The organism is Streptococcus sp. HMSC077D04 (genome assembly GCF_001808785.1).
Taxonomy (GTDB): domain Bacteria; phylum Bacillota; class Bacilli; order Lactobacillales; family Streptococcaceae; genus Streptococcus; species Streptococcus mitis_BX.
On record NZ_KV794510.1, the window covers coordinates 108,087 to 123,890 of the forward strand.

The 15,804-nt window shown below is 42.4% G+C and carries 14 protein-coding genes; 2 read left to right on the top strand and 12 right to left on the bottom strand.

Features of this window, described 5'->3' with window-relative positions; genetic code table 11:
- On the bottom strand, positions 1-1,638 hold the full coding sequence (locus HMPREF2701_RS02300; protein WP_070482007.1) for a hypothetical protein: 1,638 nt from the start codon (positions 1,636-1,638) through the stop codon (positions 1-3).
- Positions 1,619-2,368, bottom strand: a complete 750-nt coding sequence (locus HMPREF2701_RS02305; RefSeq protein ID WP_070482008.1) for an ABC transporter ATP-binding protein — start codon at positions 2,366-2,368, stop codon at positions 1,619-1,621. Before HMPREF2701_RS02305 ends, HMPREF2701_RS02300 begins: the two co-directional genes overlap by 20 nt.
- Before the next feature lie 177 nt (positions 2,369-2,545).
- Between HMPREF2701_RS02305 and HMPREF2701_RS02310 the strand changes: the two genes are divergently transcribed.
- On the top strand, positions 2,546-4,000 hold the full coding sequence (locus HMPREF2701_RS02310) for an alpha-amylase (protein WP_070482009.1): 1,455 nt from the start codon (positions 2,546-2,548) through the stop codon (positions 3,998-4,000).
- 89 nt (positions 4,001-4,089) lie between these two features.
- On the opposite strand, the gene alaS is transcribed toward HMPREF2701_RS02310, so the two are convergent.
- From alaS to budA, 10 genes are all read right to left on the bottom strand, one after another.
- Positions 4,090-6,708, bottom strand: coding sequence for an alanine--tRNA ligase (gene alaS / locus HMPREF2701_RS02315; protein ID WP_070482010.1), 2,619 nt, complete (start codon positions 6,706-6,708; stop codon positions 4,090-4,092).
- Positions 6,709-6,729: 21 nt separating this feature from the next.
- Positions 6,730-7,215 carry an LURP-one-related/scramblase family protein gene (locus HMPREF2701_RS02320; protein ID WP_070482011.1) on the bottom strand — a complete coding sequence of 162 codons (486 nt, stop codon included), beginning with the start codon at positions 7,213-7,215 and terminating at the stop codon, positions 6,730-6,732.
- A 272-nt stretch (positions 7,216-7,487) separates the two neighbouring features.
- The gene (locus HMPREF2701_RS11605) at positions 7,488-7,739 is read right to left on the bottom strand and encodes a hypothetical protein (RefSeq protein WP_033688503.1); all 252 of its coding nucleotides are present in this window, start codon (positions 7,737-7,739) and stop codon (positions 7,488-7,490) included.
- Positions 7,740-7,887: 148 nt separating this feature from the next.
- Entirely contained in the window at positions 7,888-8,958 is a 1,071-nt protein-coding gene (locus tag HMPREF2701_RS02330) for an ABC transporter substrate-binding protein (RefSeq protein WP_070482012.1), read from the bottom strand.
- Positions 8,955-9,728, bottom strand: coding sequence for an ABC transporter permease (locus tag HMPREF2701_RS02335; protein WP_070482013.1), 774 nt, complete (start codon positions 9,726-9,728; stop codon positions 8,955-8,957). The genes HMPREF2701_RS02330 and HMPREF2701_RS02335 overlap by 4 nt, the downstream gene beginning before the upstream one ends.
- Positions 9,725-10,531 (bottom strand): ABC transporter permease, encoded by an 807-nt coding sequence (locus HMPREF2701_RS02340; protein WP_000753801.1) that lies wholly within the window; start codon positions 10,529-10,531, stop codon positions 9,725-9,727. The genes HMPREF2701_RS02335 and HMPREF2701_RS02340 overlap by 4 nt, the downstream gene beginning before the upstream one ends.
- Positions 10,512-11,669 (bottom strand): ABC transporter ATP-binding protein, encoded by a 1,158-nt coding sequence (locus HMPREF2701_RS02345; protein WP_000742895.1) that lies wholly within the window; start codon positions 11,667-11,669, stop codon positions 10,512-10,514. The genes HMPREF2701_RS02340 and HMPREF2701_RS02345 overlap by 20 nt, the downstream gene beginning before the upstream one ends.
- Positions 11,670-11,828: 159 nt before the next feature.
- Complete coding sequence (gene murB / locus HMPREF2701_RS02350; protein ID WP_061590279.1) at positions 11,829-12,734, bottom strand: UDP-N-acetylmuramate dehydrogenase; 906 nt, start codon at positions 12,732-12,734, stop codon at positions 11,829-11,831.
- Positions 12,735-12,845: 111 nt separating this feature from the next.
- Positions 12,846-13,598: a YhfC family intramembrane metalloprotease gene (locus HMPREF2701_RS02355; RefSeq protein WP_061590280.1), complete on the bottom strand. Its 753-nt coding sequence runs from the start codon at positions 13,596-13,598 to the stop codon at positions 12,846-12,848.
- A 9-nt stretch (positions 13,599-13,607) separates the two neighbouring features.
- Entirely contained in the window at positions 13,608-14,339 is a 732-nt protein-coding gene (gene budA, locus HMPREF2701_RS02360) for an acetolactate decarboxylase (RefSeq protein WP_000360298.1), read from the bottom strand.
- A gap of 141 nt (positions 14,340-14,480) precedes the next feature.
- Here budA and HMPREF2701_RS02365 point away from each other — a divergent pair, with 141 nt between their 5' ends.
- Positions 14,481-15,752 carry an aminotransferase-like domain-containing protein gene (locus tag HMPREF2701_RS02365; RefSeq protein WP_061590281.1) on the top strand — a complete coding sequence of 424 codons (1,272 nt, stop codon included), beginning with the start codon at positions 14,481-14,483 and terminating at the stop codon, positions 15,750-15,752.
- The last annotated feature ends 52 nt before the right edge of the window (positions 15,753-15,804 follow it).

Below are 15,804 nucleotides of genomic sequence, written 5' to 3' on the forward strand. Positions count from 1 at the left end.
TCATCTTTTTTCTATTTCTGCCAATATGCGTGACAGGTAGTAGTGATAGCCAAAAATAGCAAGAGCAAGCAAGACGACAAGAACTGCAAGTCCCAAGCTAATGGCAAGGATAGGGGAGAGAGACCGAACCAAGAATATGCTCCCTATTACAAGGGCCATTAAGATTGCACTATAAACCAAAATCAAAACAATTGCTACTATACGATTTGAACGGTTCACCAAGTCCGTAATGTTACTCCAATTGGTTGACAAATTTTTAACGTCCTTAAAGTAATGGTGGCAAGAAAGGATGACACTGGCAAGGGTCCAGACTACAAGAAGGTAAATCATCGAAAGGATGGGCAAGCCTAAATATAGAGAAAGACCAAGTAAAGTCAGAACTTGTAAAAAGGACTGGACAGCAAATATAATCCAAAATTTCACTTTCACATAACGAGCAAAGTCAAAGGGTAAACTCTTAAGAAAATCAACATTTTCCCTCTCCAAGGATAAGGCAATTGAATGCAGGCTGGTGATATTGTTATTGACAACAGCTAGAAAGAGACCTATAAAAAACAAGGGTAACCAGTATGGAGGATGAATGTCTGGAACTATCTGAGAATCTCGGATGTTGGAAATCAGACCGATCATCATGAGATAGGGAAGGAAAGCACTTGTAAAAAGCACTGTAATCACGCCAGTCCCCTGTCCCAAGAGGGTGAGATGGTAGCGTAAAACCATACGGAAAAAGCCCTTTTTATTAGTAGTTGAAATTCTCTCCTTACTGCGACGTTCTTTTTTGACCTTCTCCTCACTATTAAGCAGGATCACTTCATAAAAATGAGGAAGAACCTTCTTTTTGGTCAGGTAAAGCAAGAAGACAGTTAGAGTTATCCAAGCGAGCAGACCCAGTATGGCTTCTGTCGAAAAAGGCTCCACTGCTATTTTGTAAAAGAGATGAAGAGGATAAAGGAGAAATGGAATGTCTCTAACTTTGTCAACAATACTTCCAAAAGTCGACTGTAGAAAGAGGACAAATATTAAAGGTATGAGAACCCCTATCCCAATCATCACATTCGAAAAAATAGACTGATACTTTCTGAAGACCGTAGTCTGAGCCAAGAAATGTACTGCCACTACCATCACTAAAGTAACAGAGACAAATAATAAGGCCAAGGACAGCAGCATCAAAGGCAAACCCAGCCAAAGAGAAGGAGCTAGCCTAATATAGAGGACTAGAAAATAAGCTAGGATTGGTACAATTCCAGCTAGAGCTGGCAAGAGAACAGACAGTCCTTTAGCAATTATAATCTCTGATTCTTTAAAGGCATAGGGCCTATACGATGCCAAGTCCTTACTCTCATAAAAGACATTGTAAAATGCAGTGAAAGAAGTTGAAAAGGCAAGCACCAGTAAAATAGCAACCATGGTACTAAAAAAACTTGGCATTTCCTCAAAAGGAAAACGAAAGGCTATATTTATAAACATGAAAAGCATCAAGAGGCTAGAAAAAATGTAAGAACTTAGGACTCTAGCGGAAACATTTACTTTTTTCCCAGGATTCTTAGCCTGCTTCTTTCGTAGGTTAGCCAGATTAGCTTCTTGAGATGAATAGAGGATATTGATATCAACTAATTTTTTAATGACCTTGAGACGCATCTGAAACCTCCTCTTTTCTACCAGCAAGGCTAAGGTAGATACTTTCCAAAGACTGGTCTGGGTGGTCTTTTCTCAAGTCCTCCACACTACCACAATAAATCAAATGTCCCTTTTTCAAAATGGCAATCCGATCACAGACTTGCTCTGCCACCTCTAGGACATGGGTTGAAAACAAGACTGTCTTGCCTTTTTGCGCATGCTCCTTCATCATTTGCTTCAAATCAAAGGCAGCCTGAGGGTCCAAACCAGTCAAGGGTTCGTCCAAGACCCAAATATCAGGATCAGACAAGAGTGCTCCGATGACAAAGACTTTCTGACGCATTCCGTGAGAAAGGGTTTCAATAACCTGATAGCGGTTTTCAGCAAAATCAAAAACACTCAATAGCCTAGCTAAACTAGCTTCCAAGTCAGAGCTGCTCAGATTATAAGAGGAGGCGATTAATTCCCAAAATTCATTGGCTGTTAAACGCAAAAATAAGTCAGGCGAGTCTGCTACATAGCCAATCTTTCGTTTAATAGCCAATCGATTTTCCGATAACTCCTGACCATCTACTAAAATACGACCACTACTGGGCGAAATGATACTGACTAAGGATTTTATAGTGGTCGATTTTCCAGCACCATTATGGCCAATCAAGCCCATAATCTCCCCATTTTCAATCTGTAGATTGAGATTGCTCAAGGCCTCTTTATCACCATACAACTTACTAACATTTTGAAATTCAATCATGAGAAATCTCCTCTCTTTATCTATGTAATTTACTATAATTATAGCGCTTTCATTTTAAAAATCAACATTTTATATAAAATAGTCAAAAACTTATTATTCAGTTTTACGCAAACGTTTGAGCTAACCAATACTTTATGATAGAATAAAGAACAAGATTGACAAGTAAGAGGAAACATCATGCAAAATCAAACACTCATGCAATACTTTGAATGGTATCTGCCCCACGACGGTCAGCACTGGACGCATCTGGCTGAAGATGCTCAACACCTAGCTGATCTCGGTATCAGCCATGTATGGATGCCACCAGCTTTTAAGGCGACCAATGAAAAAGATGTAGGTTATGGGGTCTATGACTTATTCGACTTAGGAGAGTTTAACCAAAAAGAAACTGTCCGCACCAAGTATGGTTTTAAAGAAGACTATCTTCAAGCCATTCAAGCTCTAAAAGCACAGGGAATTCAACCTATGGCCGATGTGGTGCTCAACCACAAGGCTGCTGCTGATCACATGGAAGCCTTTCAGGTTATCGAAGTGGATCCGGTTGACCGTACAGTTGAACTTGGAGAACCCTTCACTATCAATGGCTGGACTAGCTTTACCTTCGATGGTCGCCAAGATACCTATAATGACTTCCACTGGCACTGGTACCACTTCACCGGTACAGACTATGATGCCAAACGCCGCAAGTCTGGGATTTATCTGATTCAAGGAGACAACAAGGGTTGGGCAAATGAGGAATTGGTCGATAATGAAAACGGTAACTACGACTACCTCATGTATGCCGACCTAGACTTTAAACATCCTGAAGTCATCCAAAATATCTATGACTGGGCTGACTGGTTCATGGAAACGACTGGTGTAGCTGGTTTCCGCTTGGATGCTGTTAAACACATTGACTCTTTCTTCATGCGCAATTTTATCCGTGATATGAAGGAAAAATACGGTGAGAATTTCTATGTTTTTGGTGAATTTTGGAATCCTGACAAGGAAGCCAATCTAGACTACCTTGAAAAAACGGAAGAACGATTCGACCTTGTTGATGTTCGTCTCCACCAGAATCTCTTTGAAGCCAGTCAAGCTGGCGCAAACTATGACCTTCGTGGTATTTTCACAGATAGCTTGGTTGAACTCAAGCCCGACAAGGCTGTAACCTTTGTCGACAATCATGATACACAACGAGGACAAGCCCTTGAGTCTACTGTTGAAGAATGGTTTAAACCAGCAGCCTATGCCCTCATTCTATTACGCCAAGATGGGCTTCCATGTGTTTTTTACGGAGACTACTATGGGATTTCAGGGCAGTATGCTCAACAAGATTTCAAAGAAGTCCTTGACCGCCTCCTAGCCATCCGAAAAGATTTGGCCTATGGAGAACAAAATGACTACTTTGATGATGCTAACTGTATCGGTTGGGTACGCTCAGGTGCTGAAAATCAATCCCCAATCGCAGTCCTTATCTCAAATGACCAAGAAAACAGCAAGTCAATGTTTGTCGGCCAAGAATGGGCTAACCAAACCTTTGTAGATTTACTTGAAAACCACCAAGATCAAGTTACAATTGATGAGGAAGGTTATGGACAATTCCCAGTCTCAGCTGCTTCGGTAAGTGTCTGGGCAGCCAATACTATTTAATAGTTCATAATATTCAAGCCAGGTCCAATCGGATTTGGCTTTTTTGCATTCACAAAAAGACCTACCCAAATGGATAGATCTTTATTTTCTTACAATTTACCTGCTACTGCATCCAACAATTCTTGGATTTTAGCTTGATTGCTTCCTCCCGCCATGGCCATGTCTGGTTTACCACCACCACGTCCATCGACGATTGGTGCCAATTCTTTGACAAGGTTTCCTGCATGAAGGTCTTTTGTCTTGCTTGCTACAAGGACATTGACTTTGTCACCGATAGCAGCAACTAGAACAAGAAGATCAGAGTAGTCTTTTTGTTTCCAGTTATCTGCAAAGGTACGAAGGGCACCGGCATCTGATACAGACACTTGACTAGCAATGTAGCGGTGACCATTAACTTCCTTCACATCCTTGAAGATATCGCCTGCGGCTGCAGCTGCGGCTTTTTCTTTCAACTCAGCATTTTCTTTTTGCAATTGACGAAGTTGTTCTTGAAGTCCTTCTACCTTGTGAGGTACTTCCTTGACTTGAGGTGCTTTCAAGGTTGCTGCGACTGCTTTAAGAGCATCTTCTTGTTCACGGTAGGCTTCAAAGGCTTCCTTACCAGTCACTGCCAAGATACGGCGAGTTCCTGATCCAATCCCTTCTTCTTTGACAATCTTGAAGAGTCCAATCTCAGAAGTGTTGCCAACGTGGGTACCACCACAAAGCTCGATAGAGTAGTCACCGATAGTAACAACACGGACTTCCTTACCGTATTTCTCACCAAAGAGAGCCATAGCTCCCATTTCTTTAGCAGTGTCAATATCCGTTTCAACTGTCTTCACTTCAAGAGCTTCCCAGATTTTCTCGTTGACTTGCTGCTCAATCGCACGTAATTCTTCAGCAGTCACTGCTTGGAAGTGGGTGAAGTCAAATCTAAGGAATTCGACTTCATTAAGCGATCCTGCTTGTGTTGCGTGGTTTCCAAGGATATTGTGAAGGGCAGCGTGAAGCAAGTGAGTCGCTGTGTGGTTTTTCATGACACGGTGACGACGATTAGTATCAATTGCCAAGGTATATTCTTGGTTCAAAGCAAGTGGTGCATGGACTTCAACTATATGAAGAGCTTGTCCATTTGGTGCTTTTTGAACATTTGTCACAGTAGCCACAACCTTACCTGACTCATCCAAGATTTGTCCGTGGTCAGCGACCTGTCCACCCATTTCAGCATAGAATGGCGTTTCCGCAAAGATAAGTGAGGCAGTTCCTTCTGACACAGCTTCTACTTCTGCATTGTCAGCCACGATAGCCACCAATTTAGAAGACAATTGGCTAGCATTGTAGTTGAAGACACTTTCTACAGTGATGTTTTGAAGGGTTTCATTTTGCATCCCCATTGAGCCACCCTTGACAGCTGAGGCACGCGCACGTTCTTGCTGTTCTTTCATAGCCGCTTCAAAACCTTCACGGTCGACAGTCATGCCAGCTTCTTCAGCGATTTCTTCAGTCAACTCAACTGGGAATCCATAAGTATCATAGAGTTTGAATACATCTGAACCAGCGATAACAGATTGACCTTTTTCTTTCAAGTCTGCTACGATACCTTGGGCAAAGTGTTGACCTGAGTGAAGGGTACGCGCAAATGACTCTTCCTCACTCTTAACGATTTTTTCAATAAAGTCACGTTTTTCAAGCACTTCTGGGTAGTAGCTTTCCATGATTTTTCCAACGGTTGGAACGAGTTTGTAAAGGAAAGGCTCGTTGATTCCCAATTTTTGACCATGCATAGAAGCACGACGGAGGAGACGGCGAAGGACGTAACCACGACCTTCATTTCCGGGAAGGGCACCATCACCGATGGCAAATGAAAGGGAACGGATGTGGTCAGCGATGACCTTAAAGCTCATGTTGTCGCCATCTTGGTCATAGATCTTACCAGACAATTTCTCCACTTCACGAATGATTGGCATGAAGAGGTCTGTTTCAAAGTTTGTCTTAGCCCCTTGGATAACTGCCACCAAACGCTCCAAACCAGCGCCCGTATCAATGTTCTTGTGTGGCAATTCCTTGTATTCGCTACGAGGAACAGCAGGGTCTGCATTAAATTGTGACAAAACAATGTTCCAGATTTCGATATAACGGTCGTTTTCGATATCTTCTGCAAGGAGACGAATGCCGATATTTTCTGGGTCAAAGGCTTCTCCACGGTCAAAGAAAATCTCTGTATCTGGTCCAGAAGGTCCCGCACCGATTTCCCAGAAGTTGTCCTCGATTGGAATCAAGTGACTTGGGTCCACTCCCACTTCAATCCAGCGGTTGTAAGAATCTTTATCATCTGGATAGTAAGTCATGTAAAGTTTCTCAGCTGGGAAGTCAAACCATTCTGGGCTTGTCAAAAGCTCATAAGCCCAAGTGATGGCTTCGTCACGGAAGTAATCACCGATAGAGAAGTTCCCCAACATTTCAAACATGGTATGGTGACGTGCAGTCTTCCCTACGTTCTCGATATCGTTAGTACGAATAGCCTTTTGGGCATTGGTAATACGTGGATTTTCAGGGATGATGGTCCCGTCAAAGTATTTCTTAAGGGTTGCTACTCCAGAGTTGATCCACAAAAGTGTTGGGTCATTTACAGGAACCAGGCTCACTGATGGTTCTACAGAGTGACCTTTGGTCGCCCAGAAATCAAGCCACATTTGGCGTACTTGTGCACTAGATAGTTGTTTCATATTGTCTCCTTATTTACTTGTTTAATGTGATTTGCTTTCCAGCATTTCCACATAGTCAATCGCGACACAGAGGGAAATGACTAGGTCTGCATAAGCGTCCTCAAGGACCGTTACGCTATAGGTGGAGGTCAAATGGAAGAGTTCCTTCTTAATTTCCGCAATCAGCTGATCGCGATCATCCAGCAATTTGAAATTCAAATCCCAGATATTGCCCTCGATATGAAGACCTAGATTATCAAACTCATACTTATCTCGCCAGAAGGTCAACTTCTTGCGAATGACAAAACTCGAGCCATCCCGAAGCTGAATTTCAAAACGAGGAAGCAAGGTCAAGATTTCTTTACTAATCTGACTGACCTGTTCACCAGTCGCATCATAGATAGTAAAAGTTTTGGGAATCTTAAAAAATGATCCCTCTACCTGATAGGCGATTTCTCCCCTGTCATCCTTGATAGCGAAGCGTTCGCCTCCAAGACGAAACTTTTGTTTGACAAGAAATGTTTTCATCAACACCTCCAAAAATCAAAAGACAAGCTCATATCACGAAGGGCGAAAAACCGCGGTACCACCTTCATTCAATGAACTTGTCATTCTCTTATTCTTATGCAATTGTATGATTGAGTAGCATGACTTCCTAGCTTAGATGGCTCGCAGCACCGCCATTTCTCTGGACTAAGACAACTGAAAATCAATTCTCAACTTTCTTATTATATCGTTTTTTTAAGCTTGCGTCAACTGGAAATGATTTCCATTTAATAACCCATTTCCTACATATCAGATTACTTTTTCAGAACATATTTTTTCTTACTACTATCACTCTTTTTATCCCAACTTTTATTCCAAAGTTTTGAATTGTTAAAGATAGCTTCGAAAATATTTACAAATATAAAGAACCCTATCACCAAATGTATGGAATCAGTTGTTAGGTATTGTCGATCCAAACCATCCTTTAGAGAGAATAGTATAACAGTTTGCTGAACAGTCAAAAAGGCTGGCCAATAAAATTTTTTGAAAAAAGTAGATATTTTCATTATTTATTACCGCTTTCTGTAAGGTTAAACTTAGTATACTACTGAGAAAGAAGATAAGCAACTAGAATAGAAAAATATATGGCTGAAAAAAATGACTTCTATAAAAAAACGAACCAGCTTGACTGATCCGTTTTCTTACATCTAACTCCTACTTCCGATACATTTTAAACTGTAGGAAGAGGTCGCTATATTTTCCTGTCCATTTATGGTCAAATTTCTCATAAACTTCTAGGTGTTTCATGGTTTCAGCATCAGGATAGAAGGCCTTGTCTTCTTTTTTCTCCTCTGGGAGTAATTCCTTAGCTGGTAGGTTTGGTGTTGAATAGCCAACATACTCCGCATTTTTGAGAGCATTTTCGGGTTTCAACATAAAATTGATAAAAGCATAGGCTGCATCTTGGTTTTTGACTGTTTTGGGAATAACCATATTGTCAAACCAAAGGTTGCTGGCCTCAGTCGGAACCACATAGCGTAGATTTTCATTTTTCTCCAGCATTTGGCTGGCTTCACCAGAGAAGGTCACGCCGATAGCAGCGTTGTTCTGAATCATGTAGCCCTTCATTTCGTCCGCCACAATAGCCTTGATATTTAGAGTCAGTTTATAGAGCTTATCCACTGTCTCTTCCAACTGCTGGGTATCCTTGGAGTTGAGGCTGTAGCCCAGAGAGTTGAGACCTAACCCCAATACCTCACGCGCCCCATCAAAGAGCATGATAGAGTTCTTATACTCTGGTTTCCAGAGGTCATCCCAATGCTCAGGCGCTTCCTCTACCATGGTTTCATTGTAGACAATTCCCAAGGTTCCCCAGAAGTAAGGAATGGAGAATTTATTGCCTTGGTCAAAGGACTGGTTGAGAAACTCTGGTCCGATATTTTCAATTCCTTCAATCTTTGAATAATCAAGCGGAACCAAGAGATCTTCGTCCTTCATCTTGTTAATCATGTATTCACTAGGAATGGCAATATCATAGGTCGTTCCACCCTGCTTAATCTTTGTATACATGGCTTCATTGGAGTCAAAAGTCTCGTACTGGACTTGGATTCCTGTTTCTTCTGTGAATTTCTCCAAGAGTTCAGGATCGATATAATCACCCCAGTTGTAAATGACCAGTTTTTGACTATCTCGACTATTGATTTTACTATCTAGATGCGTCGCAATTCCCCACAAGACCAGGATAATGGCTACAATTCCTGCTAAAAATGAATAGAGTTTTTTCATGCTTGCTCCTCCTTCTCACGTGAGATAAAGTAATATCCAACAACCAGGATAATACTAAAGAGAAAGACAAGGGCAGACAGGGCATTGATCTCTAGCGAAATCCCCTTCCGAGCACGAGAGTATATCTCAACTGATAGAGTTGAAAAGCCATTTCCCGTTACAAAGAAGGTCACAGCAAAGTCATCTAGCGAATAGGTGAAGGCCATGAAATAACCAGCAATGATAGACGGAGTCAGGTAAGGAAGCATGATTTCCTTAAACATCTGAAATTGACTGGCACCAAGGTCATAGGCCGCATGAATCATGTCGCCATTCATTTCCTTGAGTCGAGGTAAGACCATCAAGACCACGATAGGAATGGAGAAGGCCACATGACTAGATAGAACGGTCAAAAAGCCAAGTGAAAACTTGAGTTGGGTAAAGAGAATCAAGAAGCTGGCACCAATCATAACGTCAGGCGCAACCAAGAGGATATTATTGAGTGAAAGAAAGGCTTCTTGGTATTTCTTACGAGACTGGTAAATATAAATAGCTCCAAAAGTCCCGATAATGGTCGCAATCAAGGCTGACAGGAAGGCCAAGAAAAAGGTCTGAGTCACAATCAACATAAGGCGACCATCGCCAAACATGGTTTTAAAATGGCTCAAGCTAAAGCCTGTAAAGCTATTCATGTCATTGCCTGCATTAAAGGCGTATCCAATCAAGTAAAAAATCGGCAGGTAGAGAACAAGAAAGACCAGTCCCAGATAAAGATTGACAAATTTTTTCATCGTTCTCTCCTTTCCTTGGTCACCCACATGGTGATGAACATGGTCAGGATGAGAATCACACCGATGGTAGAACCCATACCGTAGTTGTCATTTGTCAGGAAGTTTTGCTCAATGGCTGTCCCCAGCGTAATAACACGGTTCCCACCAATCAAACGAGTCAGCATGAAGAGACTCAAGCTTGGAATAAAGACAGATTGAACCCCACTTCGCACGCCGTTCATAGACAGAGGGAAGATGACATGACGGAAGGTCTCCCACTTGGTAGCACCGAGGTCATAGCTAGCATTGATGAGATTGTTATCCATATCGTCCAAGACATTGAAAATGGGCAAAATCATAAAGGGAAGCTCGATGTAGCTTGCGACAAAGATAAAGGAGAAATCGGTAAAGAGCAACTGTTGTGAACCAATTCCGATAAATTCCAAGAATTGATTAATAGAGCCATTTTGACCAAAAATCCCGATAAAGGCATAGGCTTTGAGGAGCAAATTGATCCAAGTAGGCAGGATAATCAGCATGAGCCAGAGTTGACGGTGCTTGAGACGGGTCAAAAAGAGGGCTGTAGGATAACTGATAAGCAGGGTCACAAAGGTCACAATCCCTGCATAGAGTACTGAGTTGAAACTCATTTTGAGATAAGTCAAGTTTTGTGACGCAAAGTATGACTTATAATTTTCTAAACTGAACTGGCCTTCAATGTTGAAAAAGGATTGACCGAAAATCAAGACCAAGGGTGCCAATACAAAGAGGGCAATCCAGAGCATGTAGGGCACTACAAAGAGTTTAGAGCTTGTTTTCTTCATCTCTTTCCTCCTCGATTGCATTGATCAGACCTGCTTCTTGCTCTTCGATTTCTACGTACTCCTCAATACGAGCATCGAACTCTTCTTCGGTTTCGTTGAGACGCATGATATGGATGTCTTCTGGTTCAAAGTCAAGACCAATTTCCTCACCCACGATGGCCTTACGGGTTGAGTGGATCATCCATTCATTCCCAAGTTCGTCATAGGCGATAATTTCATAGTGCACCCCACGGAAGAGCTGGGTATCCACCTTAACTTGGAGCTTGCCTTCTTCAGGAAGGGTAATCCGCAAGTCCTCTGGACGAATAACGACCTCAACAGGTTCATTTGGCTTCATCCCTCCATCGACCGCTTCGAAGCGTTTGCCGTTAAACTCAACCAAGTAGTCCTCAATCATGGTTCCTGGCAAGATATTTGACTCCCCGATAAAGGTGGCAACAAAGTGGTTAATCGGCTCGTCGTAGATGTCCACAGGTGTTCCTGACTGGACAATCTCACCATCGTTCATAACAAAAATCCAGTCACTCATGGCAAGGGCTTCTTCCTGATCGTGAGTGACAAAGACAAAGGTAATGCCCAATCGTTGTTGTAGTTCACGCAGTTCATACTGCATGTCTGTTCGCAATTTCAAGTCCAGAGCTGATAAAGGCTCATCCAGCAAGACCACACGGGGTTGGTTGATGATAGCACGGGCAATAGCCACACGCTGGCGTTGTCCTCCAGAGAGTTTACGGATGGAACGTTTTTCGTACCCTTCCAACTGAACCATCTTGAGAACTTCCGCTACGCGTTTCTCGATTTCTTTCTTGTCAATCTTGCGCAAGCGGAGTGGAAAAGCAACATTTTCAAACACATTCATATGTGGAAACAAGGCATAGGATTGGAAGACCGTATGGACGTCACGCTTGTTGGTTGGGATGTCATTGATGCGGACACCGTCCAGCAAAATATCTCCTGTCGTCGCATCTAGCAAACCTGCAATGATGTTTAGGATAGTTGATTTCCCTGAACCAGATGCGCCTAGAAGAGTATAGAACTTCCCTTCTTCCAACTCAAAGTTGATATCTTTGAGAACCTTGGTGTTGCTGTCTTCAAAAACTTTCGAGACGTTTTTGAATTCAATAATTGGTTTTTTCAATTGTCATTTATTCCTTCTTTTTCATAGATTAACAGATCAGGGCTCTGTCAGGCCGCTACTACCTCGTGTAGGAGACTGAACTGCCTACATTCTTCTGCACTGACGATAGGCTTTCACCCCCTTTCCATGATATAGCAGCAGCTTTTCAACTACAGCTTTCTACTTGCTTTCCCCTAAAATACGGACTTCCCTCTCAAGGGTAACACCGGAGTGTTCCTTGACTTTTTCAATAACCGACTCAATCAAGTCTTCATAGTCTTTAGCCGTTCCATCAGCAACATTAATCATAAAGCCGGCATGCTTTTCTGACACTTCTACACCGCCGATACGATAGCCTTTAAGACCTGCTTCTGAAATCAACTGACCTGCAAAATGTCCTACTGGACGCTTAAAGACCGAACCACAAGATGGGTATTCTAAAGGTTGCTTGAGTTCACGTAGATGCGTCAAGCGATCCATTTCTTGCTTGATAACCTGATGGCTTCCTGGAGCAAGGGCAAATTTAGCTGACAAGACAACAGCACCAGACTCCTGAATGGCTGAATGGCGGTAACCAAAAGCCAGGTCCTTGGCAGACAGAGTCTCGATTTCTCCATCCTTGGTCAAGACCTTACAAGACTGCAAGATGTGGGAAATCTCGCCACCATAGGCACCCGCATTCATAAAGACAGCACCACCAACACTTCCTGGAATGCCACAAGCAAACTCAAATCCAGTCAAACTATGACGAAGGGCAATGCGTGTTGTTTCAATCAAGTTGGCACCAGCTTCTGCTTCAATGGTATAGCCATCAACGGAAACATTATTGAGCTTGTCACACAAGATGACAAATCCACGAATCCCACCATCACGAACGATGATGTTGCTGGCATTTCCAAGAACCATCCAAGGGATGTCTTCTTGATTGGCAAATTTAACAACGCGAGCCAACTCAAAACGATTTCGTGGAAAGACCAGATAATCAGCCTCTCCACCTACTTTAGTATAACTATAGCTATGCAAGGGTTCCTTGAAGCGGATATCAATTCCTTCTAAGATTTCAAGCATTTTTTCTTTTACTGACATGATACTCTTCCTTTTACAAAATTCATTCCATTATACCATTTTTAAGACCATTTGACGACCCTAAAAAAGTCTTGGGCTTATTTTAAACAAAAAAAGAGGTTTCCCCTCTTTTTATGATTTTTTACAAAAGATTGCCTTGGTTCCATAGGCAACCAGAACGAGCTCAACTGCTAGGACAACTTCAACCAAGACTGGATTTGTCAACCAGCCAACTTGGACTAGAGATGGTGCCAGATCAAAGAAGGCATGTAGGCCATAGGCTGCTAGGAGATAAATCCATTTCTTCTGGCGAACAGCTTGGTAGACCCAAACAGTCAAGAGTAATTGGAAACCTAGGGCCAAGATTCTCTCAAAACCAAGCAAATAAATCTGCCAGACTGATAGCGACTGGATAGTTTTCAACATATTTTCAGACAGCAATTGCATGACCTGTGGATTCTGAGTTTGAACTGCTGAGAGAACGATGTAGAGATTAATCAAACTAGTAAGACCTAGGAAAATCAACTCCAAGCCACCATGCCCCAGTCCATAGGCTAAGGCGTCTGCCTTTTCCAAATTTCTCTTTTTCTCCAACCATTTGAAAAAAACAAGACGAGCTGTTTCCTCAAAAAAGGCTGCCATGGCTAAGCCATAGATGATATAGACAAGTGGATGATCCTGCAAGAGGGCAATACTGCCGTCTTTTTGAGGATGCAAAACCAAGATATGCACCAGTTTTTCTAAAATCTGTGAAGATACAAAGAAAGCTACAGCCCCCAAGCCCAAGACAGCTAAATTAATCTGGTACTTCTTTTTGGCATACCAAATGCTCCCTAGCAAGAAAGCTAGCAAAAGCACCATGGTAATGATAATATGAATGGTCATTTTCTTCTCCTATTCTGCCTTTTCAATATCTTTTTTCATCTCGTCAACATTGAACTTAGCAAACAAGTATTGACGGTCTTGCACTGGAAAACGTTGGTCCAACTGGTCAACAGCTCCCACCTCGATAATACCTTCCTTGATGACAAAGTCCATGACATGTCCACCGAAGGTCAAATCATCTGAGATGAAGTGCAGATGGTAGCCTGCCACACTGACCCCATGGAAAATTTCTGGCGTCCAGAAACCAACGATGGTCCCCGCAACATTGTCTCGACTATATTCAGGCTGATGGGTCGCAACCTCAGCAAACTTGGTATCTGGTGTTGACTTAGGAATCATACGCACATGCATATGCGAAAATTCCCCACGAATCTTAATAGAACGGAAAAGATTTTCTCCATCATAATAAGACTCAATCCGCTCTTCCAATTCCTTGTCTGTCATCTCAAAGCGCTGTCGGAAAATAACCTCTGCCTGATGCGGTACTACTGCTGCATAAGGAATAAGGGCATCTGGTGATACTTCCACAATTTCTGGCTGATCTCCTGATCCTTTGGCCTGATAAGCCTTGCCATCTAAGACAATCAATTCTCCATCAATAGAATCCAAGGTTCCCAAACCAAGGTCGCCATGCTCTAGTAATTCTCCTACCGTCATGGTACCACCATAAAGGCCAGCCATCAAGGCTCCAAGGGTATTGTATTGAAATAATTTCACTGGTTCCTGCACGTTCTTATCCATTCTCTTTCTTATCTGTTATTCTATAAATGTTACTCCTAAGTATACCACATTTGCCCCTAGATGTGAAAGAGAGAAACACCCTAGACATTGCCAAGAAGGAAAAAAAAGGGTACAATGTAACAAAATCAAGGGAGGTCTGGAATGAAGAAACAAAGCAAGTACCAAGAGGTCATAGCTTATCTGAAAAATAGTATCGAGTCTGGACGCTTTCCGACGGGTAGTCGCCTGCCTTCTATCCGTCAACTGAGCCTTGACTTTCACTGTAGCAAGGATACCATTCAACGAGCCCTACTGGAATTACGACACGAACAATACCTCTATGCCAAGCCCCAGAGTGGCTACTATGTCCTAGAACAAGGGCAACATCAAGATCTAGAAATCGAGGTTACGGACGAACATGCCAGCGCCTATGACGATTTCCGACTCTGTGTCAATGAAACCTTAATTGGCCGAGAAAACTACCTCTTCAACTACTATGACAACCAAGAAGGTTTAGAAGACTTAAGACAATCCATTCATAAACTGCTCTTTGACCAAGCCCTCTACTGCAAGGCTGATCAACTTGTACTGACTTCTGGAACCCAGCAAGCCTTGTTTATCCTTTCTCAAATATCCTTTCCTAGCCAAGCCAAGGCAATCTTGGTGGAACAGCCGACCTACCATCGGATGAATCGTCTCTTGATTGCTCAAGGTCTGGACTATCAAACGATTGAACGAGGCATTGATGGGATTGACTTGGAGGAACTGGAAGGCCACTTCAAAACAGGAAAAATTAAGTTTTTCTATACCATTCCTCGCTTCCACTATCCTCTGGGGCATTCCTATTCTGAGCAGGACAAACGAGCTATTCTTGACTTAGCTGCCAAGTATGGTGTCTATATCGTAGAGGACGACTATTTGGGGGATTTGGACTCCAAGAAGGGCCAGACCTTCCACTATCTAGATACAGAGGAGCGCGTCATTTATATCAAGTCCTTCTCAACCAGCCTCTTTCCAGCCCTGCGGATTACGGCACTCATTCTGCCAAATGCTATCAAAGAAGCCTTTGTGGCCTACAAAAATATCCTAGACTACGACAGCAACCTCATCATGCAAAAGGCCTTATCACTCTATATTGACAGTCAATTATTTGAGAAAAATCGTCTGGCTCGCTTGTCCAATCAGGAAACTTACCAAAAACAAATCGAGGAAATCTTAACTAAAACACCTTGTCCCCTTCCTCATTATCCCCTACACGATGGTTTATTGCTCGATCTCAGACAGTATCCTAAAATCGCCAGCCTAAAACACAGTCAGCTGAAATTGGACTTCTTTGAGGAGGCTTACTTGGATGCCTGCCCTTATCAATTTGCCAAGGTATCCTTAGAAAATCTGGAAAAGGTTTTAAACTATTTAAAAGCAGAATTGGATTGACTTCCAACTCTGCTTTTTTCTTATACTCTTCGAAAATCAAATTCAAACCACG